This window comes from Pseudomonas gregormendelii, from assembly GCF_017114825.1.
GTDB lineage: Bacteria > Pseudomonadota > Gammaproteobacteria > Pseudomonadales > Pseudomonadaceae > Aquipseudomonas > Aquipseudomonas gregormendelii.
In genome coordinates this window covers 91947-113841 of record NZ_JADEVO010000002.1, presented here as the reverse complement: position 1 = coordinate 113841, position 21895 = coordinate 91947, and the positions used below count along the sequence as shown (strand labels likewise).

Here is a 21895-nt window from a genome sequence, read left to right as displayed (position 1 = left end):
CACTATACCCATGCTTTTGTGTGGGAGCGAGCCTGCTCGCGAAAGCGGTTTATCAGGCCCATCTAATCCAGGTTTGCCACCGCCATCGCGAGCAGGCTCGCTCCCACGGGTTTTTCGGTAAAAAAAAGGGCCTGGGGAGCAAGTCCCCAAGCCCTCAAAAGGTGAGAGGTGTCTAGTCCCTCGACCTGGTGAGCGGTACTGCAAACAACGTGTCGGCTCAGGCTTTAAGCGGGACCAGACGCGGAGCAATCATGTTTTCCGGGCGCAGGATGTCGGCGAGCATTTCGTCGTCGAGCAAGCCTTCTTCACGTACCAGCTCCAGCACGCCACGGCCGCTTTCCAGGGCAATACGGGCGATGCGGGTGGCGTTTTCATAGCCGATGTACGGGTTCAGTGCGGTGACCAGGCCGATCGAGTGCTCGACCAGTTCACGGCAGCGTTCTTCGTTGGCGGTGATGCCGACGATGCAGTGCTCGCGCAGCATGTCCATGGCGCGTTGCAGCAGGCGGATCGAGTCGAAGATCTTGAACGCGATCAGCGGCTCCATCACGTTCAGCTGCAGCTGGCCGCCTTCGGCCGCAATGGTCAGGGCCAGGTCGTTGCCGATGATCTGGAACGCCACCTGGTTCACTGCTTCCGGGATTACCGGGTTGACCTTGCCGGGCATGATCGAGCTGCCTGGCTGACGTGCCGGCAGGTTGATTTCGTTGATGCCGGTGCGCGGGCCGCTGGACAGCAGTCGCAGGTCGTTGCAGATCTTCGACAGTTTGACTGCTGTACGCTTGAGCATGCCGGAGAACAGCACGAAGGCGCCCATGTCCGAGGTGGCTTCGATCAGGTCGGCAGCCGGTACCAGCGGTTGTCCGCTGATCAACGCCAGGCGCTGAACGGCCAGGTGCTGGTAGCGCGGGTCGGCGTTGATGCCGGTACCGATGGCTGTGCCGCCCAGGTTCACTTCAGTCAGCAACTCGGGAGCCAGTGTCTTCAGGCGTGCCAGGTCTTCACTCAGGGTGGTGGCGAAGGCGCGGAATTCCTGGCCGAGGGTCATCGGCACGGCGTCTTGCAGCTGGGTACGCCCCATCTTCAACACGTGGCTGAATTCTTCACCCTTGGCGGCGAACGCCTGGATCAGGCTGTCGAGGCTGGCCAGCAGTGCGTCGTGACCCAGCAGCAGACCCAGGCGGATCGCAGTCGGGTAGGCGTCGTTGGTCGACTGCGCCATGTTCACGTCGTTGTTCGGGTGCAGGTATTGGTATTCGCCTTTCTGGTGACCCATGGCCTCCAGTGCGATGTTGGCGATGACTTCGTTGGCATTCATGTTGGTCGAAGTGCCAGCGCCGCCTTGAATCATGTCCACCACGAACTCTTCGTGGAAATCACCGCGGATCAATCGTGCACAGGCTTCGCTGATGGCAGCGTGCTTGGCTTCGCTCAGGTGACCCAGCTCGCGGTTGGCGTCAGCGGCGGCCTGTTTGACCATTGCCAAGCCGACGACCAGCTTCGGGTAATGCGAAATCGGAACGCCGGAGAGACGGAAATTATTCACCGCTCGCAGGGTCTGGATGCCGTAATACGCTTGAGCAGGTACTTCAAGTACGCCAAGCAGGTCTTTTTCTGTGCGGAAAGATGCAGCGGAGGACATGATAGAAATCATCTCAATATGGACCCGGGCTGTGCCGGAACACTGCAAATGCTAGGCTTGTAGAGAGTTTTCGGCCAATGCTGTTAAACACTGACCTATGCAAATTCGGCATAATGGGAATGTGACGTCGTGTTGGTAAAGAGCGTGTGACCTAATTTGGTGCGTGTCCGGGAGGACTTGATGAATCTGGAAAGTAAATGGCTAGAGGACTTCAGTGCCCTGGCCGCTACCCGAAGTTTCTCCCAGGCCGCCGAACGCCGTTTCGTGACGCAGCCTGCCTTCAGCCGGCGCATCCGCAGCCTGGAAACGGCGCTGGGTCTGCAGCTGGTCAACCGCTCGCGCACGCCGATTGAACTGACGGCGGCGGGACAGTTGTTTCTGGTCACCGCGCGAACGGTGGTCGAGCAACTCGGTGAAGTGCTGCGCCACCTGCATCACCTGGAAGGCGGGCAGGGTGAGGTCATGCAAGTCGCTGCGGCGCACTCGTTGGCCCTGGGCTTTTTTCCGCGCTGGATTGCGCAGTTGCGCAACGAAGGCCTGAACATCGCCACTCGACTGGTCGCCACTAACGTGGGTGACGCGGTGCATGCATTGCGCGAAGGCGGCTGCGATCTGATGCTCGCGTTCTATGACCCTGACGCTGCGATGCAGATGGACCCCGAGATTTTCCCGTCTCTACACTTGGGCCAGACCGAAATGCTCCCGGTGTGCGCCGCCGATGCCGATGGCAAGCCACTGTTCGATCTCGAAGGCGAAGGCAGTGTGCCGCTGCTGGCCTACAGCGCCGGTGCATTCCTGGGGCGTTCGGTCAATATGCTGCTGCGCCAGCGGGCACTGCGCTTCACCACCATTTATGAGACGGCGATGGCCGACAGCCTCAAGAGCATGGCGCTCGAAGGCCTGGGGATAGCGTGGGTGCCGCAACTGAGTGTGCGTGCCGAGCTGGCGCGCGGGGAGCTGGTGGTATGCGGCGGCCCGCAATGGCATGTGCCGCTGGAAATTCGTCTGTATCGCTGTGCGCTGGTTCGCAAGGCGAACGTGCGGTTGTTGTGGCGCAAGCTGGAAGGCGGTGCGGCGCAGGGTTCATAAACTGCGCTGTGTTTACGGACGCCAAGATCGCAGCCTTCAGCAGCTCCTGAAGAGATCGGCGCAGGAGCTGCCGAAGGCTGCGATCTTTTGATCTTGTTGGCTGACCTTCAGGTCAATAAAACCGGCACTTTGCGCCGTAGGACAGATGGTCGTTTCGGGGGCTGTTTATCTGCTTCATTACGGTATACTGCGCGGCCTTTGGCCGGTTCGACCGGCCTGAATTCGTACAACAAGCCACGCCGGATTTCCCGCGTGGCTTGTTGTTTTTTGACGCGCCTGCGGGCGCCCAGAGAGAAGAGGCACGACGATGAGTGCACTGGTTGGCGTGATCATGGGCTCCAAGTCCGATTGGTCCACCCTTAGCCACACCGCCGATATGCTGGAAAAGCTCGGCATTCCTTACGAGGTGAAAGTGGTCTCTGCCCACCGTACCCCGGACCTGCTGTTCCAGTATGCCGAAGAGGCCGAGGCGCGTGGCATCGAGGTGATTATCGCCGGTGCCGGCGGCGCGGCGCACCTGCCAGGCATGTGTGCGGCCAAGACCCACCTGCCAGTGCTGGGCGTGCCGGTGCAGTCGTCCATGCTTTCGGGCGTCGACTCGCTGCTGTCCATCGTGCAGATGCCTGCGGGCATTCCGGTCGCCACGCTAGCCATCGGCAAGGCCGGTGCAATCAACGCAGCCTTGCTCTCGGCAAGCATCCTGGGCGCCAAGCACCCGCAGTTCCACGCGGTGCTGAAAACATTCCGCGCTGAGCAGACAGACAGCGTCCTGGAAAATCCAGACCCACGCATCGCCTGAGGTTGTTGACGATGAAGATCGGTGTAATCGGTGGCGGCCAGTTGGGTCGCATGTTGGCGTTGGCGGGCACCCCGCTGGGTATGAACTTCGCTTTCCTGGACCCTGCGCCGGATGCTTGCGCAGCCGCGTTGGGCGAGCATCTGCAGGCCGATTATGGCGATCAGGATCACCTGCGCCAGCTGGCAGATGAAGTCGATCTGGTGACTTTCGAATTCGAGAGCGTACCGGCGGAAACCGTCGCATTTCTCTCACAGTTCGTTCCGGTGTACCCGAGCGCCGAAGCCCTGCGAATCGCGCGTGATCGCTGGTTCGAGAAGAGCATGTTCAAGGACCTGGAGATACCGACGCCAGCGTTCGCCGACATCCAGTCGCAAGCCGACCTGGACGCCGCAGTGGCGTCTATCGGCCTGCCTGCCGTGTTGAAAACCCGTACCCTGGGTTACGACGGCAAGGGTCAGAAAGTCCTGCGCAAACCCGAAGATGTAGCAGGTACGTTTGCCGAACTGGGCAGCGTGGCCTGCCTGCTGGAAGGCTTTGTACCTTTTACCGGGGAAGTTTCGCTGATTGCCGTGCGCGCTCGCGATGGCGAAACCAGGTTCTACCCGCTGGTGCACAACACTCATGACAGCGGCATCTTGAAGCTGTCCGTGGCCAGTACCGATCACCCCCTGCAGGGCCTGGCCGAAGATTACTCAAGCCGCGTGCTCAAACACCTGGATTATGTGGGCGTGATGGCGTTCGAGTTCTTCGAGGTTGACGGTGGTCTCAAGGCCAACGAAATCGCCCCTCGCGTTCACAACTCCGGACACTGGACGACGGAAGGCGCCGAGTGCAGCCAGTTCGAGAACCATCTGCGCGCCGTTGCCGGCTTGCCGCTGGGCTCGACGGCCAAGGTCGGTGAGAGCGCCATGCTCAACTTCATCGGCGTCGTGCCGCCGGTAGAGAGAGTGATCGCCATCGCCGATTGCCACCTGCATCACTATGGCAAGGCGTTCAAGGCTGGTCGCAAGGTCGGTCATGCCAACCTGCGCTGCGCCGACAAGGCCACGCTGGAGCAGCAGATCATCAAGGTCGAAGCGCTCATCGCCGAATAGTTTCACCTGACAGCGGCGGAACCATTCAAGGCCCGCCGTTCTCTGATGGCAGTATGCGAAAGTCTGACTAGTCTTCTGCATAGCCATTCAATCAGAGGGAAATGTCATGGGAATTATTGGAACCATCTTTATCGGCTTGATCGTCGGCCTGCTGGCGCGTTTCCTGAAACCGGGCGATGACAGCATGGGCTGGATCATGACCATCTTGCTCGGTATCGGCGGTTCGCTGGCGGCCACTTATGGCGGCCAGGCGTTGGGCTTCTACCAGGCCGGCGAAGGCGCAGGTTTCCTGGGCGCGCTGGTCGGTGCCGTGATTTTGCTGGTGATCTACGGCTTGATCAAAAAGAACTGATTCAAGCGACAAAGCCCTCTCTGCGCGGCGTGCAGAGAGGGCTAGAATGCTCGGCGTTCCAACATTCCCCCAAACCCGAGCACCTCCATGCGCCGCATTCTGTTGACCGTACTTTTATTGGGCGCCGGCCTCGTCCATGGCAGTGAGCTGCCGGAAACCGACTGGCTGCAATTGATGCCCAAGTCCGACCAGAAGGCCCTCGAGGCCATGCCGGAAATCGATCACGACTCTCCCGAAGGCGATGGCACCTTTACCGAAAAAGGTGGCATGAAGCAGAGCAAGGGCTTGCCCGCAGTGATGTATTCGACCAAAACCGTAGCGTCGATGAACGACAAAAAGATTCGTATCGGTGGTTATCCGGTGCCGCTGGAGAGCGACGCCAAGGGTCGCAGCACGCTGTTCTTCCTGGTGCCCTATCCAGGCGCCTGCATCCACGTGCCACCACCGCCGCCCAATCAGCTGGTGCTGGTGCGTTACCCAAAAGGCTTGAAACTGGATGATATCTACACGCCGCTGTGGGTCGCCGGCACGCTGAAAGTCGAGCAGGTCACTAACGACCTGGCTGATGCGGCGTATGCCCTGGATGCGGCCACGGTGCGGGTGGTGCAGGAGTCGGATTTGTAGGTGTCCGGTAAAAGCGATGCTTTTAAAGCGGCTTGCTGGCGATGCTCACACCAAGCGTGTGACTCGACCCCGGCGCCAGCACCACCACATCGTCCATCACATTCGCCGTCTCGATGCACAGCATGCGCTGCCAGCCATCGTCAGCCATGTCGCTGAACGCTGCCGCGCGCTCAACCCACGGATTCCAGATCACCGCCGAGCGCGAACCGCTGCTGCGCAGCTCGATCCGCCGTTCCCACGCCGGGTCAACAATGCTCAGCGTTTGGGGCGTATCGAGATAGATGCGATCAGTCTCGTCGGTGAACTGCAGGTCACCGATCTGCTTCACGGTTTTCCAGTCATCCAGCGTCTCGATGTAGTTCAAGCCATCCAGGCCCTCGATATGCACAGTGCGCACATCGCTGACCGCGAAATAGCTGTGCAATGCCTGGCTGATCGTGACGCTTGAGTTGCCGCGGTTATGACTGGTCAGGCCGATGTGCAGCTGCTCATCCAGGCGAATGCTCAGCTTCAGATCCACTTCATGCCGCCAGCCTGGAAAGCCGCCATCGGGGTAGGGCAGGGCGAACTCGACCTTCAGGGTTTCACCCTCGGTCTCGATGCCGGCCAGCTCCCAGTCCATCGCCCGGACAAACCCGTGGGCCGTCGCCGGCTCCTGGCTGGAACGCATGGCCTGAACGCTTTGCGGGTTGCGCGCCAGATTGCCGAACCATGGCCAGCAGACGGGCACACCGGCACGAATGCTCTTGCCGGTGTTGAACACTGCCTCGTCGTTGAGCCAGATCAGCGGCGGTTGGCCGGCCAACTGATAGCTGAGGATTTGCGCGCCTTGCTGGGCGACCAGCAATTCGGCCTGACCGTGGCGGATGCGCCAGCAGTTCAGGTCATCCAGTTTCATGGCTTCTACGTTGGGCGTGCTCATGGGGCGACTCTCAATCTGGAACAGGGCTGCAATGGACCGCAAAACGCTCCCGGCGTTTGACGCTTTAGGGCTATCGAGCTCTGGACGGAACCGAACGGGTACGCCCACTGCCGTCGATGGCAACGAACACGAACACCGCTTCGGTGACCTTGCGCCATTCGCTGGACAGCGGATCGTCGCTCCACACCTCAACCATCATCTGGATCGAGCTACGGCCGATTTCCAGGGCCTGGGTATAGAAGGAGAGCTGGGCGCCTACCGCTACAGGTACCAGGAACGCCATGCGATCGATCGCCACGGTAGCTACGCGACCGCCCGCGACCTTGCTGGCCATCGCAGTGCCAGCCAAATCCATCTGCGCCACCAGCCAACCGCCGAAAATATCGCCGAAGCCGTTGGTTTCGCGCGGCAATGCAGTGATTTGCAGGGCCAGGTCGCCTTGCGGAATTGGATCTTCTTGTTCGAGCTCTATCATGCCGGGGGTGCCTCTGACCCGTGAGTCTTCATTGGTACTTCAGGTGAATAGCCGTCCTAAGAAAAAACGATTCAGCCCCGAACATACTACGTTCGTCACGTTTTTCGAAAGGCGCCTAAAGGGAAACTCTGCGAAATCGCCTATGTACCCCGGCAGGCGTTTTCGCACAGCAACCCAGTCAAATCCTTGCAGGATTGCGAGTATATCGGTCGGTAGACTCCGAGACGACCGTCGGGTTCTCATTTTGACCGTCAAATATGCACATCCATGTGCTTTTTCGAACAATTTGCTATCGTGCCGGACCTGCCCAAGCCTCGGCCAGAGCTGTTGAGGTTGCAGATTCGACTATAAGAGAAACCTTGCCATGACCACAGCGCCCTCGAGCGTCGCGCAGCCAACACAACCCGCACGTCCGCTGACTCGGAATGACTACAAGACCCTGTCGCTGTCCGCCCTCGGTGGTGCGCTGGAATTCTACGACTTCATCATCTTCGTATTTTTCGCCACGGTGGTGGGCAAACTGTTCTTCCCGGCCGACATGCCCGAGTGGCTGCGGCTGATGCAGACCTTCGGCATCTTCGCTGCCGGTTACCTGGCGCGCCCGTTGGGCGGCATTGTCATGGCGCACTTCGGCGACCTGCTGGGCCGCAAGAAAATGTTTACCTTGAGCATTTTCATGATGGCGGTGCCGACCCTGATCATGGGTCTGCTGCCAACCTACGCGCAGATCGGCATGTGGGCACCGATTTTGTTGCTGCTGATGCGGGTCATCCAGGGCGCGGCTATCGGCGGGGAAGTGCCCGGCGCGTGGGTTTTCGTTTCCGAGCATGTGCCCCAGCGTCACATCGGCTACGCCTGCGGCACCCTGACCAGCGGCCTGACCGCCGGCATCCTCCTGGGCTCATTGGTCGCCACCGCGATCAACAGCCTTTACACCCCCACCGATGTCGCTGATTACGCCTGGCGTATCCCGTTCCTGCTGGGGGGTGTGTTTGGCCTGTTCTCGGTTTACCTGCGTCGCTGGCTGCACGAGACCCCGGTATTTGCCGAGCTGCAACTGCGCAAAGCGCTGGCCGAAGAAGTGCCGCTCAAGGCCGTGTTGCGTGACCATCGTGGCGCTATCCTGATTTCCATGCTGCTGACCTGGTTGCTGTCTGCCGGCATCATCGTCGTCATTCTCATGACCCCGACCGTGCTGCAGACCGTCTACCATTTCGCGCCAACCGTCGCCTTGCAGGCCAACAGCCTCGCCATCGTCTTCCTGAGCCTGGGGTGTGTTGCGTCCGGCGCACTAGCAGACCGCTTTGGCGCAGGTCGGGTATTCGTGTTCGGCAGCGCCGCGTTGCTGATCAGCTCGTGGACCTTCTATCACAGCCTGTTCAACCACCCCGACTGGCTGTTCCCGATGTATGCCCTGACCGGCTTGCTGGTAGGCACCATCGGTGCGGTGCCCTACGTGATGGTCAAGGCCTTCCCGGCGGTGGTGCGCTTCAGCGGGCTGTCGTTTTCCTACAACCTGGCCTACGCCATCTTCGGCGGCCTGACGCCGATGGTGGTGACCCTGCTGCTCAAGGAAAGCCCGATGGGCCCGGCCTACTATGTCGCGATCATTTGTGGCGTCGGGATAGTGGTGGGTGGGTACCTCTGGAAGAAGGGGCGCTAGCGCGCAATCTTCTTCAATCTTGCCGACCCCGTCGCGAGCAGGCTCGCTCCCACACTGACTCTGTAATCACGTCAGAACCGCTGTGGGAGTGAGCCTGCTCGCGATGCGGGCAACGCGGGTCTCCCTTCCGGCATCGAATGGTGGCCTTTCATCCAATTGTCATATTTCAGCCATAGAGTGTTCACACGGCCTGCTAATACTTGGCCCCGACTTAACACACCCTATCTGCTAGGAGTAAGGCATGAAACTGAAGCGTTTGATGGCGGCAATGACTTTTGTCGCTGCTGGCGTTGCGACTGCCAACGCGGTTGCCGCTGTTGACCCTGCTATCCCGAGCTACACCAAGACCACTGGTGTGTCGGGCAACCTGTCCAGCGTCGGCTCCGATACTCTGGCCAACCTCATGACCTTGTGGGCCGAGAACTACAAAAAAGAATACCCGAACGTAAACATCCAGATTCAGGCCGCTGGTTCCTCCACCGCGCCACCTGCGCTGACTGAAGGCACCGCCAACCTGGGCCCGATGAGCCGCAAGATGAAGGACAACGAGCTGCAGGCCTTTGAAACCAAGTACGGCTACAAGCCAACCGCCATCCCGGTTGCCGTGGACGCCTTGGCTGTGTTCGTGCACAAGGACAACCCAATCCAGCACATGACCATGGAACAAGTCGACGCGGTGTTCTCGTCGACTCGTCTGTGCGGTGGTAAAGCCGACGTTAAAACCTGGGGCGACCTGGGTGTGACCGGCGACCTGGCGAACAAGCCGGTTCAGTTGTTCGGTCGTAACTCGGTATCGGGCACCTACGGCTACTTCAAGGAAGAAGCCCTGTGTAAAGGCGACTACAAGCCGAATGTCAACGAACAACCTGGTTCGGCTTCGGTCGTGCAGTCCATCAGCTCCTCGCTGAACGGCATCGGTTACTCGGGCATCGGCTACAAGACTGCCAGCGTGAAGACCGTGGCACTGGCCAAGAAAGGCAGCACCGACTTCATCGAAGACACCGAAGAAAACGCCTTGAACGGCAAATACCCGCTGTCGCGCTTCCTCTACGTGTACGTCAACAAGGCGCCGAACAAGCCTCTGGCCCCGCTGGAAGCCGAGTTCGTGAAGCTGGTTCTGTCCAAGCAAGGCCAGGAAGTTGTAGTGAAAGACGGCTACATCCCACTGCCAGCCAAAGTTGCTGCAAAAGCACTGGCTGACCTGGGTCTGCAGGAAGGCGCTGAAGTCGCAAAAAAGTAAAACCCTGAGTCCGGGGTAGCCCCGGGCTCCGTGTGCAGGAGCTGTGTAGGAGCTGTCGAGTGCAACGAGGCTGCGATCTTTGGATCTGGCTTTTATCAGCAAGATCAAAAGATCGCAGCCTCGTTGCACTCGACAGCTCCTACAGGGTTTCCCACACGCCTCCAATTCCCGCTCCGCTGCCAGTTTCCACAGGCGGCGGATTTGTCGCGTCACTGCACTGTCATCTTTCTGTCATACAGGATCGCTAGGGTGTGCGAATGAATGATCTGGCCAATTCCACAATGACTACAAATCCCCCCAAGCGAATTGATTTCAATACGCCTGAGTTGCAACGCAAGCGCCGTATGCGCGCGCTCAAAGACCGCCTGACGCGTTGGTACGTCCTCATTGGCGGCCTTGCCGTGCTTGGGGCGATCACGCTGATTTTCTTCTTCCTGGGCTACGTTGTCGCGCCGCTGTTCCAGGGCGCCGACCTGACGGCCAAGGACTCGATCACGCCCGCCTGGATGCAGGACGCCGGCAAGCCGCTGATGATCTCCCTGGAAGAACAGAACAAGGTGGCCATGCGGGTTTCGGACAAGGGCCAGGCGTTGTTTTTCGACATCGACAGCGGCGCAGAGCTGCGTCGTGTCGACCTGCCGGTCCCGGCCGGTAGCCAGGTCACTTCCATCGGTGAAGACCAGCCGGGTTCCCCATTGGTTGCGGTCGGCTTTTCCAACGGCCAGGCTTTGGTGTTCCGCCACACTTACAAAGTGACCTATCCCGACGGCAATAAGACCATCTCGCCAGCCATTGAATACCCGTATGGCGAGACCCCGATCGCGTTGAACGAAGCGGGCGGGGCGCTGGAGCATATCAGCCTCAACGCCACAGATTCGACCCTGTTGCTGGTGGGCTCCACGGGCGCGCAGCTCAACGTGTTGTCGCTGACCCGCGAAGAAAACATGATGACCGGCGAAGTCACCAGCGAGCAGAAGCGTATCGATCTGCCGCAGATGACCGAGACGGTGAAAAACATCTTCGTCGACCCGCGCCAGCAGTGGTTGTACGTAATCAATGGGCGTGCCCAGGCCGACGTGTTCAGCCTGCGCGACAAGAGCCTCAACGGTCGTTACAAGCTGCTTGAAGATGGCGAGGCGCAGATCACCGCCAGCACTCAGCTGGTGGGCGGTATCTCGCTGATCCTCGGCGATTCCAAGGGTGGCCTGGCCCAGTGGTTCATGGCTCGCGACCCGGATGGCGAACAGCGCCTGAAACAGATTCGCACCTTCCAGATGGGCACCACGCCCATCGTTGAGATCACTGCCGAAGAGCGTCGCAAAGGCTTCATCGCCCTGGATGCATCCGGCAAGCTCGGCGTGTTCCACAGCACCGCACACCGCACCCTGCTGGTGGATCAGGTCGTCGACGGCCAGGGCATTTTTGGCCTGTCACCACGGGCTAACCGCGTGATCGTCGAGGCCGGCGGCAAGATTCAACCGCTGCTGCTCGATAACCCGCACCCGGAAGTTTCCTGGAGCGCACTGTGGAGCAAGGTCTGGTACGAGAACTACGACGAGCCTAAATACGTCTGGCAATCGACCGCCGCCAACACCGATTTTGAACCCAAGCTGAGCCTGTCCCCGCTAACGTTCGGTACCCTCAAAGCCGCCTTCTACGCCATGCTGCTGGCCGCGCCACTCGCCGTAGCGGCCGCGATCTACACCGCCTACTTCATGGCGCCGAGCCTGCGCCGCAAGGTCAAGCCGGTGATCGAGCTGATGGAAGCAATGCCGACGGTGATCCTCGGCTTCTTCGCCGGCCTGTTCCTGGCGCCCTACGTGGAAGGACACTTGCCGGGCATTTTCAGCCTGTTGATGCTCCTGCCGATCGGCATTCTGGTGGCGGGTTTCGTCTTCAGTCGCCTGCCTGAATCCGTGCGCCTGAAAGTGCCGGACGGTTGGGAAAGCGCGATTCTGATCCCGGTGATCCTGTTCGTGGGCTGGCTGTCTTTGTACATGAGCCCGTACATGGAAAACTGGTTCTTCGGCGGCGACATGCGCATGTGGATCTCCCACGACCTGGGCATCACCTACGACCAGCGCAACGCCCTGGTGGTTGGCCTGGCCATGGGTTTCGCGGTCATCCCGAACATCTATTCCATCGCCGAAGACGCCGTGTTCAGCGTGCCTCGCGGCCTGACCCTCGGTTCCCTGGCCCTCGGCGCCACGCCTTGGCAAACCATGACTCGTGTGGTGATCCTCACCGCCAGCCCGGGGATTTTCTCGGCGCTGATGATCGGCATGGGGCGTGCGGTCGGTGAAACGATGATCGTGCTGATGGCCACCGGTAACACCCCGGTCATGGAAATGAACCTGTTCGAAGGCCTGCGCACACTGGCCGCCAACGTTGCGGTGGAAATGCCCGAATCGGAAGTTGGCGGCAGCCACTACCGCGTGCTGTTCCTCTCGGCCTTGGTGCTGCTGCTGTTCACCTTCGTTATGAACACCCTCGCGGAACTGATTCGTCAGCGTCTGCGCAAGAAATACTCGTCGCTTTAAGAAAGGTAGAAGTCTGTGAAACAGAACTCCCTGAACGGATGGTTCAAGAGCGGCGCCCCGGGCGTCTGGATCAGCGGTGGCGCGGTGTCCATCGCGGTCATCATGACGATCGGCTTGCTGGCCGTGATCGCCGTGCGCGGCCTGGGCCACTTCTGGCCGGCGGACTTGATCCACGCCAGCTACGACGTGCCTGGCCAGGCCAATCACCTGGTCATCGGCGAAGTGGTGCAGAAAGAAGAAGTGCCCCGTGAGCGCCTAAAAAGCGCTGGCCTGCCGGTGCCCGAGCAGGGTCCGGAGTTCATGACTCGTGAGCTGATCAAGGTCGGCAACCGTGACTTGAACGGCAATGACTTCACCTGGGTCGTCGGCGAGTGGCTGACTAACCAGAAGACGCCGCCGGAGCTGATGGCGATCGAACGCCGCGAGTGGGGCAACTTCTACGGCTACCTGGTCAACGTTAAGCAGGATGGCAAAGTCATCGCCGAAGGCGAGGCGGCGTGGCCTGAGTTGCAGGCCCGTGTCGAGCGCGTGAACAGGCTGGCGAGCGAGCTCAAGACCCTGGAGAAGTCCGACATTGGCGCGATCAACGCCGGACTGGAACGCATTCGCCTGCATGGCCGCAAACTGGAACTGGACGGCAAGCTGGACGCTACCGCGCAAGCGGACATGGAGTCCGAGCGCGCCGAGCTCAATGCCCGTTATCAGGACATCGAAGCGCGCCTGGCCGACCTGCATGCCCAGTTCAATCGCGACAGCCTGACGGCCCGCGATGCCAACGGCAAGGAGATCGAAATCGGCATCGGCAAAGTGGTTCACGCCTACCAGCCGAACGCCATGGGCACCATGACCAAGATCGGCTTCTACTTCAGCAAGGTCTGGGAATTCCTGAGCGACGATCCGCGTGAAGCGAACACCGAAGGCGGGATTTTCCCGGCGATTTTCGGCACCGTGATGATGACGTTGATCATGGCGATGATCGTCACGCCGTTTGGCGTACTGGCTGCGGTGTACCTGCGTGAATACGCCAAGCAGAACACCATGACCCGGCTGATCCGCATCGCGGTGAACAACCTGGCCGGTGTACCGGCCATCGTGTACGGCGTATTCGGCCTGGGCTTCTTCGTTTATGTCCTGGGTGGCTCGGTTGACCGGTTGTTTTTCCCTGAAGCCCTGCCGGCGCCGACTTTCGGTACTCCGGGGTTGCTCTGGGCATCCCTGACCCTGGCGCTGCTGGCGGTGCCGGTGGTGATTGTGGCCACTGAAGAAGGCCTGGCGCGGATTCCTCGCACCGTGCGCGAAGGCTCGCTGGCCCTCGGCGCGACCAAGGCGGAAACCCTGTGGAAGATCGTACTGCCGATGGCCAGCCCGGCGATGATGACCGGCATGATCCTCGCCGTTGCCCGTGCCGCGGGTGAAGTGGCGCCGCTGATGCTGGTGGGTGTGGTGAAACTGGCGCCGTCGCTGCCGCTGGACGGTAACTACCCGTACCTTCACCTCGATCAGAAAATCATGCACCTGGGCTTCCATATCTACGACGTCGGCTTCCAGAGCCCGAACGTCGAAGCTGCACGCCCACTGGTCTACGCCACGGCGTTGCTGCTGGTGCTGGTGATTGCGACCTTGAACCTGTCGGCGGTCTATATCCGTAACCACCTGCGCGAAAAATACAAAGCTTTAGATAGCTAAGACAAACCCTGTGGGAGCTGGCTTGCCAGCGATGGCATTACTGCGGTGTAACTTGAAACACCGCACCGCCTGCATCGCTGGCAAGCCAGCTCCCCCAGGGATCGGCACAAGCCACAGATTTTCAGTAACCCATTGGCAAGGCCAGTGGCTCAACGAACCGAATTTGTTAGCACAGGGAGCCTCCCATGCAACACGAAACACATACCCACGGCATCAACATGTCGGCCCTGGGTCGCGACAAACAGAGCCTGAACCTCGAGCAGGAAACCGTGGCTATCGAAGTGCCTGGCCTGAGCCTGTTCTACGGTGACAAGCAGGCGTTGTTCGACGTCAGCATGAACATCCCGAAACAGCGCGTCACAGCCTTTATCGGCCCGTCTGGCTGCGGCAAATCCACGCTGCTGCGTACTTTCAATCGCATGAACGACCTGGTCGACGGTTGCCGTGTGGAAGGCGCCATCAACCTGTACGGCAACAACATCTACCGTAAAGGCGAAGACGTTGCAGAGCTGCGTCGACGCGTGGGCATGGTGTTCCAGAAGCCGAACCCGTTCCCCAAGACCATCTACGAAAACGTGGTCTACGGCTTGCGCATCCAGGGCATCAACAAGAAGCGTGTGCTTGATGAAGCCGTGGAGTGGGCGCTCAAGGGCGCGGCTTTGTGGGACGAGGTAAAAGATCGCCTGCACGAATCCGCACTGGGCCTTTCCGGTGGTCAGCAGCAGCGTCTGGTGATTGCCCGTACCATCGCCGTGGAGCCGGAAGTGCTGCTGCTCGACGAACCCTGTTCGGCTCTGGACCCGATCTCCACGCTGAAGGTTGAAGAGCTGATCTACGAGCTGAAATCGAAGTTCACCATCGTCATCGTGACCCACAACATGCAACAGGCCGCGCGGGTCTCCGACTACACAGCGTTCATGTACATGGGCAAATTGGTGGAATTCGGCGACACCGATACCCTGTTCACCAATCCGGCGAAGAAGCAGACCGAAGATTACATTACCGGTCGTTATGGCTAGCAATAGTGGTTGTTCACTGAACTGACGCTGCGGTCCACCGCACCTTACCGGACGCTCCAAGGACGCCAACATGATTAGTAAAGAAGGCCTTACCCATCACATCTCCGCGCAGTTCAACGCCGAGCTAGAGGAGGTGCGCAGCCACCTCCTGGCCATGGGCGGACTGGTCGAGAAGCAGGTCAATGACGCGGTTACCGCGCTGATCGAAGCCGATTCCGGTCTGGCCCAGCAGGTTCGCGAAATCGATGACCAGATCAACCAGATGGAACGCAACATCGACGAAGAATGCCTGCGCATCCTGGCCCGTCGTCAACCTGCGGCGTCCGACCTGCGTTTGATCATCAGCATTTCCAAGTCGGTGATCGACCTGGAGCGCATCGGTGACGAAGCGACCAAGATCGCCCGCCGGGCCATTCAGTTGTGCGAAGAAGGTGAAGCGCCGCGCGGTTATGTCGAAGTGCGTCACATCGGCGACCAGGTGCGCAATATGGTCCGTGACGCACTGGACGCTTTTGCCCGCTTCGATGCCGACCTGGCATTGTCGGTAGCCCAGTACGACAAGATCATCGATCGCGAATACAAGACCGCCCTGCGTGAACTGGCGACCTACATGATGGAAGACCCGCGCTCTATCTCGCGGGTCTTGAGCATCATCTGGGTGCTGCGTTCCCTGGAGCGAATCGGCGATCACGCGCGCAACATTTCCGAGCTGGTGATCTATCTGGTGCGCGGCACCGATGTGCGTCACCTGGGCTTGAAGCGCATGAAGGAAGAAGTTGAAGGCACAAGTGGCGAAACCGCTAATGTTCCGGGTGTAGCTGACGATAAGTAAGTTTGCCCAAGAGAAACGCCCGGCCTTTTGGTCGGGCGTTTTTGTTTGTGGCTTACGAATTCGAAGCAGCACCCCGCGAACGAAAAGTCCCGGCGTGACTGAGAGTTTATGGCAGTGTGCCATCAGCAAAGCGCTAAGCTTGCCGGGGTTTTGGAAGGGGTGATGGATGAGTAAGGTCAGTGTTTTGGTCGTGGACGATGCGTCATTCATTCGTGACCTGGTGAAAAAATGCCTGCGCAATTACTTTCCGGGCATTCGGATCGAGGACGCCGTCAACGGCAGGAAGGCCCAGGTCTTGCTGGCCAGGGAAACATTCGACCTGGTCCTGTGTGACTGGGAGATGCCGGAAATGTCCGGCCTGGAACTGTTGACCTGGTGCCGCGAGCAGGACCGTCTCAAGACCATGCCGTTCGTGATGGTGACCAGCCGTGGCGACAAGGAGAACGTTGTCCAGGCGATCCAGGCAGGCGTTTCCGGCTACGTCAGCAAGCCCTTCAACAACGAGCAGTTACTGACCAAGGTCAAGCAGGCCCTGAACAAGGTCGGCAAGCTCGACGCGTTGATGAGCAGCGCGCCGGTGAAGATGAGCTCCGCCTTCGGCAACGACTCCCTCAACGCCTTGACCGGTGGCCAGGCGACCGTGGTTGCTGCGCCTGCGATTCCGACGCCGTCACGTGGCCTGATCAGCAACTCGCCACCCAAGGCCGCTGCTGCACCGTCTGCGTCTGCAGGCCGCGGCCATGGGCAGTTGCGCCTGTCCAGTGGTAACCAGCAGTGCGTGATCAAGGCCTTGAGCCTCAAGGAAGCCTTGTTGGTGGTGAAGCGTACTGACACGTTGCCGCAGGTGCTCGACAGTGCCGTGCTCGACCTGGAGCAGGGCGACAATGCCGAGATCGCGCGTCTCAACGGCTACCTGCATGCCATCGTCGCCTATGAACCGAGGCCTGACAGCGAGTGGTTGCAGCTGACCTTCCGGTTCGTGGACCAGGATGCTCAGAAGCTCGATTACATATCGCGATTGATAGCACGTGGTACGGTACAGAAGCATTTTGTGCCGGGTGCTTAAATCCTTGGTTGCCTGAAAGCCGCCATCGCGAGCCTGCTCGCGATGGCGTCATCCGATTCACCACACATCCATTGATCTGCCGATTTTGAAACATCTGCCGCCTACCCAGGTCCATTGCAGCTGCTAGGCTCCCTCCCAGGACTCTCCTCGACAGAACCTCTGCCCATGCTCGCGCGCTTGCTGTTTTTCTGTGGTCTTTTCCTGGCCTCCACCTCGGTTGTGGCCATGACTATCTACAAGTCCAAGGACGCCAACGGCGTGGTCTCCTACAGCGACCGCCCCTCGAAAGGCGCCAAGGTGTTCGTTTTCCGCGATCGCATGGTCGAGCGCCTTGAAGGCCAGGTGTACCTCGACATCAAGAAACAGCAGGGCGCTGATAGCGTATTTGTGCGCAATGACCTGTACGCGCCGGTCGAAATCGAATTGAGTTTTGCCGGTCTGAAGAACGTCAGCGGTGCGCCGAGCCGCCCGATCCGTCGGGTGCTGCCGGCACGCAGCAACCTGCGCCTGGCGCTGCTCACGGCCACCCGGGCGGGAAAGCCGCTGGTGTATACCCCGGCGTTCAAATATTCCCTGGGCGACCCTGCAGGGGCTGCCCTGGCTTATCGCTACCCATTGCCCTGGCGGGGTGGGCCGTTTCGGCTGAGCCAGGGTGCCAACGGCCAATACAGTCACTTCGGCGCGAAAAATCGCTACGCCATGGACATTGCCATGCCTGAAGGCACGCCGATCATTGCGGCGCGAGGCGGGATGGTGGTGAAGACCGAGAATAACCAGGCCGGCCAGGGGACCGACCCATCAGGCAACTTCGTACGGGTGCTGCACGACGACGGGACCATGGGCGTGTACCTGCACCTGATGCAAGGTTCGGTCAGCGTCCGGGAAGGTCAGCGGGTTGGGGTGGGCACTGCGTTGGCGCTGTCGGGCAATACCGGCAACAGCAGCGGGCCGCATCTGCACTTTGTGGTACAGCGCAACACCGGGATGGGGCTGGTGTCGATACCGTACCAGTTCAATCAGCCGGTGGGTGCGTTGCCCAACTTTGCGTTGGGCAAGCAATAGGTTCTGAAAGCAAAAGATCGCAGCCTGCGGCAGCTCCTACATGGGATTGCGATTCCCTGTAGGAGCTGCCGCAGGCTGCGATCTTTTGGGGTCAATGCGGTTCCCCGCATTGCAATTAATCGAGCATCAACACCTTGGCCAACACAATCTTCGGCCCTTTCATCTTCTTGATGATGATCCGCAGGCCTTCGACTTCCAGGACCTCCTCCTCTTCCGGCACCCGCTTCAGGCTGTCATACACCAGCCCGGCAAGGGTTTCGGCTTCAACGTGGTCCAGGTCAATGCCCAGCAGTCGTTCCACCTTGAACAGCGGTGTATCGCCGCGTACCAGCAGCTTGCCCGGTTGATACGCGAGGATTCCGCGTTCGGCCTTGCGGTGTTCGTCCTGAATGTCGCCCACCAGCACTTCCAGCACGTCTTCCATGGTCAGGTAGCCAATGATGTTGCCGTCGGCCTCCTCAACCAGTGCGAAGTGCGAGCCACCCTTGCGGAACTGCTCCAGCAGCTGCGACAGCGGCATATGGCGCGATACGCGTTCCAGGGGGCGGGTCAGCTCAGCAAGGTTGAACGACTCGGGAATATGGTCCAGTGCCGCCAGTTCCAGCAGCAGGTCCTTGATGTGCAGCAGTCCGACGAACTCCTGTGTATCACTGTCGTACACCGGATAACGGCTGAACTTGTGGCGACGGAACATCGCCAGGATTTCCTTGAGCGGCGCATTGAACTCCAGCGTCACCAGGTCTTCCCGGGAATTGGCCCAGTCGACCACTTCCAGCTCGCCCATTTCCACCGCCGAAGCCAGCACGCGCATGCCCTGGTCGCTTGGGTCCTGACCGCGGCTGGAGTGCAGGATCAGCTTCAGTTCTTCGCGGCTGTAATGGTGGTCGTGATGAGGGCCGGGTTCACCCTGGCCAGCGATGCGCAGGATGGCGTTGGCGCTGGCGTTCAGCAGGTAGATGGCCGGGTACATGGCCCAGTAGAACAGGTACAGCGGCACCGCAGTCCACAACGACAGCAGCTCGGGTTTGCGGATGGCCCAGGATTTTGGAGCCAGCTCGCCGACCACGATGTGCAGGTAGGAGATGATGAAGAACGCGGTGAAGAACGACACGCCCTTGACCACTTCGGCGGACTCGACGCCTACGGCACTCAGGACCGGTTCGAGGATATGCGCGAACGCCGGCTCACCGACCCAGCCGAGGCCGAGGGATGCCAGGGTGATACCCAGTTGGCAGGCCGACAGGTACGCGTCGAGCTGACTGTGAACGGTGCGCAGGATATGTCCGCGCCAGCCGTTCTTTTCTGCAATGGCTTCGACCCGGGTCGAGCGCAATTTGACCATGGCGAATTCCGCTGCAACGAAAAAACCGTTGAGCAAAACCAGGATCAGAGCAAAAAGAATCATGCCGAAATCGGCGAAGAGTGTCGCGAGGGTCAAGCCAGGGGATGGGTCCATGATGGAGTTTTGCGGGTTCCGTGTATTCGAAAGAGGGGACAGCTGTGCACCTGAAGGGCAGGCACAAGTCAGCCAATGTAGCGGCTGACTGGGCGATTGCCTAGTGGCGCGTGCTGGCCGGTATCAGTCGGCGGCGTTGATGGTCAGGGATTTGCTGACCTGAGCCGGGGCGAAATGACAGGTAAACGTGCTGCCGTGCCCGGGTACGCTACTGATTTCCATCCGTGCACGGTGGCGCAACAGCACGTGTTTGACGATGGCGAGCCCAAGGCCTGTGCCGCCTGTATTGGAGTTGCGGCTGGAATCGACCCGGTAAAAGCGCTCTGTCAGGCGCGGCAGGTGCTTGCTGTCGATACCGATGCCCGAATCCTGGACGCTCAAGTGCGCGCCCTGTTCGTCGCCCCACCAGCGAACGCGGATATTGCCTTCGGCCGGGGTGTATTTGACGGCGTTGAACACCAGGTTCGAAAACGCACTGCGCAATTCCGCCTCGCTGCCCTTGAGCAGGATCTGCGGGTCCGCTTCGAGGGTGATGTGCTGGTTTTTCTGGCCGGACAATTGCTGTGCGTCACTTTTGATCGATTGCAGCAAAGTGTCGATAGCCACCGGTGCATTGTCCGACGGGTAATCGGTGGCTTCCAGTTTGGCCAATAACAGCAGGTCATTGAGCAGCGTCTGCATGCGCCCCCCTTGCTGTTGCATCTGCTGCAAGGCACGGGACCAGCGCGGGTTTACGTCTTCGACGTTATCCAGCAGCGTCTCCAGGTAACCGCAGATCACTGTCAGCGGTGTGCGCAGTTCGTGGGAGACGTTGGCGATGAAGTCTTTGCGCATCTGCTCCAGCTGATGAATGCGCGTGACGTCGCGCACCAGCATCAGGTGCTCGTTATTGCCGTAGCGGGTTATGTACAGCTGGATACGTACCCGATCATTGGTGGGCGACGGGATTTCCAGCGGCTCGGAGTAACTGTCCTGCTCGAAATACTCCTTGAAGCGCGGATGGCGCACCAGGTTGGTGACGGGCTGGCCGCTGTCTTGCGGGGTCTTGAGGCCCAGCAGGGTTTCGGCGGCGCGGTTCCACCATTCCAGGTTGCCGTCGGTGTCGAGCATGATCACCGCGTCCTTGAGGGCCGCCGTGGATTCCTGAACCCGGTCGATCACCGCTTGCAGGCGCCCCCGCACGCGCTGGTCGCGGCGTTGCAGGTGGTAGATGCTGTCGAACACTTCGCCCCACAGGCCGTAGCCGTCGGGTGGTGCTTCATCGGGTTTGTGCAGGCGCAGCCACTCGTGCAGGCGCAGCAACTGCTTGAGGGTCCAGGCCAGGTACAGGGCCAGGCCTGCAGCCAGGCTCCAGCCGTAGTAGCCGGTAATCAGGCCGATCACCAGGCAGGCGGTGACCAGCAAAAGCATGTGGCGAATCAGGGTGCCATGCCAGTTTTGATTCACGGAGCGTCCTTAGCGCAGCTCAAGTTTCAAGCTGCAAGCTTCAAGTAGGGGATCGGCTGTGCTTCTGCTGGCCGCTTGTAGCTTAATGCCTGCCGCTGCTTTTATGCCTTCGTGGAAAACCGGTAACCGGTGCCACGCACGGTTTGTACCAGATTTTCGTAGGCATCGCCGAGGGCTTTGCGCAGGCGACGGATGTGCACGTCGACAGTGCGTTCCTCGACATAAACGTTGCCGCCCCAGACCTGATCCAGCAACTGGCCGCGGGTGTAGGCGCGTTCCTGGTGAGTCATGAAGAATTGCAGCAGACGGTACTCAGTGGGGCCCATCTCGGCGGGCTTGCCGTCGATGGTCACGCGGTGGCTGATGGGGTCCAGCAGCAGGCCACCGACTTCGATCGGCGTCTCGCCATCGGTCGGGCCGGCGCGGCGCAGCACGGCTTTGAGCCGCGCTACCAGCTCGCGTGGGGAGAACGGTTTGGTGATGTAGTCGTCGGCCCCGACCTCCAGCCCCTGGATCTTGTTGTCCTCTTCGCCCTTGGCGGTGAGCATGATGATCGGGATGTCCCCGGTCAGCTCGTCGCGCTTGAGGCGGCGGGCCAATTCAATGCCGGATGTACCCGGCAGCATCCAGTCGAGCAGGATCAAGTCCGGCTTGCGGTCGACGATGATGGCGTGGGCCTGCTGGGAGTTCTCAGCCTCCAGGCAGTCATAGCCGGCCATTTCCAACGCAACGGCGATCATTTCGCGAATGGGCGCTTCGTCGTCGACGATCAGAATGCTCCTGCCAACCATGCGTATATCCTCTTGTCATTTAACTGTCTTGCGCCGCATTAGATAACGGAATTATTGCAGTCGTGTGACAGTATTTTAGTCGCCCGGCGATCGCAGG

At 60.1% G+C, this 21895-nt stretch carries 19 protein-coding genes; 13 read left to right on the top strand and 6 right to left on the bottom strand.

The features are described from left to right. Positions 1 to 217 precede the first annotated feature (217 nt). A complete protein-coding gene (gene aspA / locus IMW75_RS02250; protein WP_045057795.1) occupies positions 218 to 1642 on the bottom strand; it encodes an aspartate ammonia-lyase in 1425 nt (474 codons plus the stop codon). A 180-nt stretch (positions 1643 to 1822) separates the two neighbouring features. On the opposite strand from aspA, the gene IMW75_RS02245 reads away from it, so the two are divergent. From IMW75_RS02245 to IMW75_RS02225, 5 genes are all read left to right on the top strand, one after another. Next, positions 1823 to 2731: a LysR substrate-binding domain-containing protein gene (locus IMW75_RS02245; protein ID WP_045057796.1), complete on the top strand. Its 909-nt coding sequence runs from the start codon at positions 1823 to 1825 to the stop codon at positions 2729 to 2731. A 307-nt stretch (positions 2732 to 3038) separates the two neighbouring features. Beyond that, positions 3039 to 3530 carry a 5-(carboxyamino)imidazole ribonucleotide mutase gene (gene purE / locus IMW75_RS02240; RefSeq protein WP_017341565.1) on the top strand — a complete coding sequence of 164 codons (492 nt, stop codon included), beginning with the start codon at positions 3039 to 3041 and terminating at the stop codon, positions 3528 to 3530. An 11-nt stretch (positions 3531 to 3541) separates the two neighbouring features. Then, entirely contained in the window at positions 3542 to 4624 is a 1083-nt protein-coding gene (locus tag IMW75_RS02235) for a 5-(carboxyamino)imidazole ribonucleotide synthase (protein ID WP_205891750.1), read from the top strand. Between the two features lie 106 nt (positions 4625 to 4730). After that, positions 4731 to 4976, top strand: a complete 246-nt coding sequence (locus IMW75_RS02230; RefSeq protein WP_045057799.1) for a GlsB/YeaQ/YmgE family stress response membrane protein — start codon at positions 4731 to 4733, stop codon at positions 4974 to 4976. A gap of 87 nt (positions 4977 to 5063) precedes the next feature. Next, positions 5064 to 5600 (top strand): DUF3299 domain-containing protein, encoded by a 537-nt coding sequence (locus IMW75_RS02225; RefSeq protein WP_205891749.1) that lies wholly within the window; start codon positions 5064 to 5066, stop codon positions 5598 to 5600. A gap of 22 nt (positions 5601 to 5622) precedes the next feature. Here IMW75_RS02225 and IMW75_RS02220 read toward each other — a convergent pair whose 3' ends face one another. Together IMW75_RS02220 and IMW75_RS02215 are read right to left on the bottom strand one after the other, a co-directional pair. Beyond that, complete coding sequence (locus IMW75_RS02220) at positions 5623 to 6522, bottom strand: D-hexose-6-phosphate mutarotase (RefSeq protein ID WP_205891748.1); 900 nt, start codon at positions 6520 to 6522, stop codon at positions 5623 to 5625. Positions 6523 to 6592: 70 nt separating this feature from the next. Beyond that, a complete protein-coding gene (locus tag IMW75_RS02215) occupies positions 6593 to 6997 on the bottom strand; it encodes an acyl-CoA thioesterase (protein ID WP_003176975.1) in 405 nt (134 codons plus the stop codon). A gap of 364 nt (positions 6998 to 7361) precedes the next feature. On the opposite strand from IMW75_RS02215, the gene IMW75_RS02210 reads away from it, so the two are divergent. From IMW75_RS02210 to IMW75_RS02175, 8 genes are all read left to right on the top strand, one after another. Further along, positions 7362 to 8660, top strand: a complete 1299-nt coding sequence (locus IMW75_RS02210) for an MFS transporter (RefSeq protein WP_205891747.1) — start codon at positions 7362 to 7364, stop codon at positions 8658 to 8660. A gap of 241 nt (positions 8661 to 8901) precedes the next feature. Further along, positions 8902 to 9900 (top strand): phosphate ABC transporter substrate-binding protein PstS, encoded by a 999-nt coding sequence (locus IMW75_RS02205; protein WP_205891746.1) that lies wholly within the window; start codon positions 8902 to 8904, stop codon positions 9898 to 9900. 257 nt (positions 9901 to 10157) lie between these two features. Continuing rightward, positions 10158 to 12440 (top strand): ABC transporter permease subunit, encoded by a 2283-nt coding sequence (locus IMW75_RS02200; RefSeq protein WP_205891745.1) that lies wholly within the window; start codon positions 10158 to 10160, stop codon positions 12438 to 12440. Positions 12441 to 12455: 15 nt separating this feature from the next. After that, on the top strand, positions 12456 to 14126 hold the full coding sequence (gene pstA / locus IMW75_RS02195) for a phosphate ABC transporter permease PstA (protein ID WP_045057805.1): 1671 nt from the start codon (positions 12456 to 12458) through the stop codon (positions 14124 to 14126). A gap of 185 nt (positions 14127 to 14311) precedes the next feature. Beyond that, positions 14312 to 15145 carry a phosphate ABC transporter ATP-binding protein PstB gene (pstB, locus tag IMW75_RS02190; RefSeq protein ID WP_045057806.1) on the top strand — a complete coding sequence of 278 codons (834 nt, stop codon included), beginning with the start codon at positions 14312 to 14314 and terminating at the stop codon, positions 15143 to 15145. A 70-nt stretch (positions 15146 to 15215) separates the two neighbouring features. After that, a complete protein-coding gene (phoU, locus tag IMW75_RS02185; protein WP_045057807.1) occupies positions 15216 to 15977 on the top strand; it encodes a phosphate signaling complex protein PhoU in 762 nt (253 codons plus the stop codon). Between the two features lie 166 nt (positions 15978 to 16143). Then, positions 16144 to 17043: a response regulator gene (locus IMW75_RS02180; protein WP_045057808.1), complete on the top strand. Its 900-nt coding sequence runs from the start codon at positions 16144 to 16146 to the stop codon at positions 17041 to 17043. Positions 17044 to 17208: 165 nt separating this feature from the next. Next, entirely contained in the window at positions 17209 to 18105 is an 897-nt protein-coding gene (locus IMW75_RS02175) for a peptidoglycan DD-metalloendopeptidase family protein (RefSeq protein ID WP_045057809.1), read from the top strand. Between the two features lie 115 nt (positions 18106 to 18220). On the opposite strand, the gene IMW75_RS02170 is transcribed toward IMW75_RS02175, so the two are convergent. The 3 genes from IMW75_RS02170 to phoB form a co-directional block, all read right to left on the bottom strand. Next, the gene (locus IMW75_RS02170; protein ID WP_045057810.1) at positions 18221 to 19561 is read right to left on the bottom strand and encodes a hemolysin family protein; all 1341 of its coding nucleotides are present in this window, start codon (positions 19559 to 19561) and stop codon (positions 18221 to 18223) included. A 123-nt stretch (positions 19562 to 19684) separates the two neighbouring features. After that, complete coding sequence (gene phoR, locus IMW75_RS02165; protein WP_045057811.1) at positions 19685 to 21007, bottom strand: phosphate regulon sensor histidine kinase PhoR; 1323 nt, start codon at positions 21005 to 21007, stop codon at positions 19685 to 19687. A 101-nt stretch (positions 21008 to 21108) separates the two neighbouring features. Next, positions 21109 to 21798: a phosphate regulon transcriptional regulator PhoB gene (phoB, locus tag IMW75_RS02160; protein ID WP_008150066.1), complete on the bottom strand. Its 690-nt coding sequence runs from the start codon at positions 21796 to 21798 to the stop codon at positions 21109 to 21111. Between the last annotated feature and the right edge of the window lie 97 nt (positions 21799 to 21895).

Coding starts and splice junctions, on each gene's coding strand:
- IMW75_RS02170 (WP_045057810.1), bottom strand. CDS start 19,561: ATGGACCCATCCCCTGGCTTGACCCTCGCGACACTCTTCGCCGATTTC.
- IMW75_RS02230 (WP_045057799.1), top strand. CDS start 4,731: ATGGGAATTATTGGAACCATCTTTATCGGCTTGATCGTCGGCCTGCTG.
- IMW75_RS02220 (WP_205891748.1), bottom strand. CDS start 6,522: ATGAGCACGCCCAACGTAGAAGCCATGAAACTGGATGACCTGAACTGC.
- pstB (WP_045057806.1), top strand. CDS start 14,312: ATGCAACACGAAACACATACCCACGGCATCAACATGTCGGCCCTGGGT.
- phoB (WP_008150066.1), bottom strand. CDS start 21,798: ATGGTTGGCAGGAGCATTCTGATCGTCGACGACGAAGCGCCCATTCGC.
- aspA (WP_045057795.1), bottom strand. CDS start 1,642: ATGTCCTCCGCTGCATCTTTCCGCACAGAAAAAGACCTGCTTGGCGTA.
- IMW75_RS02175 (WP_045057809.1), top strand. CDS start 17,209: ATGCTCGCGCGCTTGCTGTTTTTCTGTGGTCTTTTCCTGGCCTCCACC.
- phoU (WP_045057807.1), top strand. CDS start 15,216: ATGATTAGTAAAGAAGGCCTTACCCATCACATCTCCGCGCAGTTCAAC.
- IMW75_RS02215 (WP_003176975.1), bottom strand. CDS start 6,997: ATGATAGAGCTCGAACAAGAAGATCCAATTCCGCAAGGCGACCTGGCC.
- IMW75_RS02200 (WP_205891745.1), top strand. CDS start 10,158: ATGAATGATCTGGCCAATTCCACAATGACTACAAATCCCCCCAAGCGA.
- IMW75_RS02235 (WP_205891750.1), top strand. CDS start 3,542: ATGAAGATCGGTGTAATCGGTGGCGGCCAGTTGGGTCGCATGTTGGCG.
- IMW75_RS02205 (WP_205891746.1), top strand. CDS start 8,902: ATGAAACTGAAGCGTTTGATGGCGGCAATGACTTTTGTCGCTGCTGGC.
- IMW75_RS02210 (WP_205891747.1), top strand. CDS start 7,362: ATGACCACAGCGCCCTCGAGCGTCGCGCAGCCAACACAACCCGCACGT.
- IMW75_RS02245 (WP_045057796.1), top strand. CDS start 1,823: ATGAATCTGGAAAGTAAATGGCTAGAGGACTTCAGTGCCCTGGCCGCT.
- purE (WP_017341565.1), top strand. CDS start 3,039: ATGAGTGCACTGGTTGGCGTGATCATGGGCTCCAAGTCCGATTGGTCC.
- IMW75_RS02225 (WP_205891749.1), top strand. CDS start 5,064: ATGCGCCGCATTCTGTTGACCGTACTTTTATTGGGCGCCGGCCTCGTC.
- IMW75_RS02180 (WP_045057808.1), top strand. CDS start 16,144: ATGAGTAAGGTCAGTGTTTTGGTCGTGGACGATGCGTCATTCATTCGT.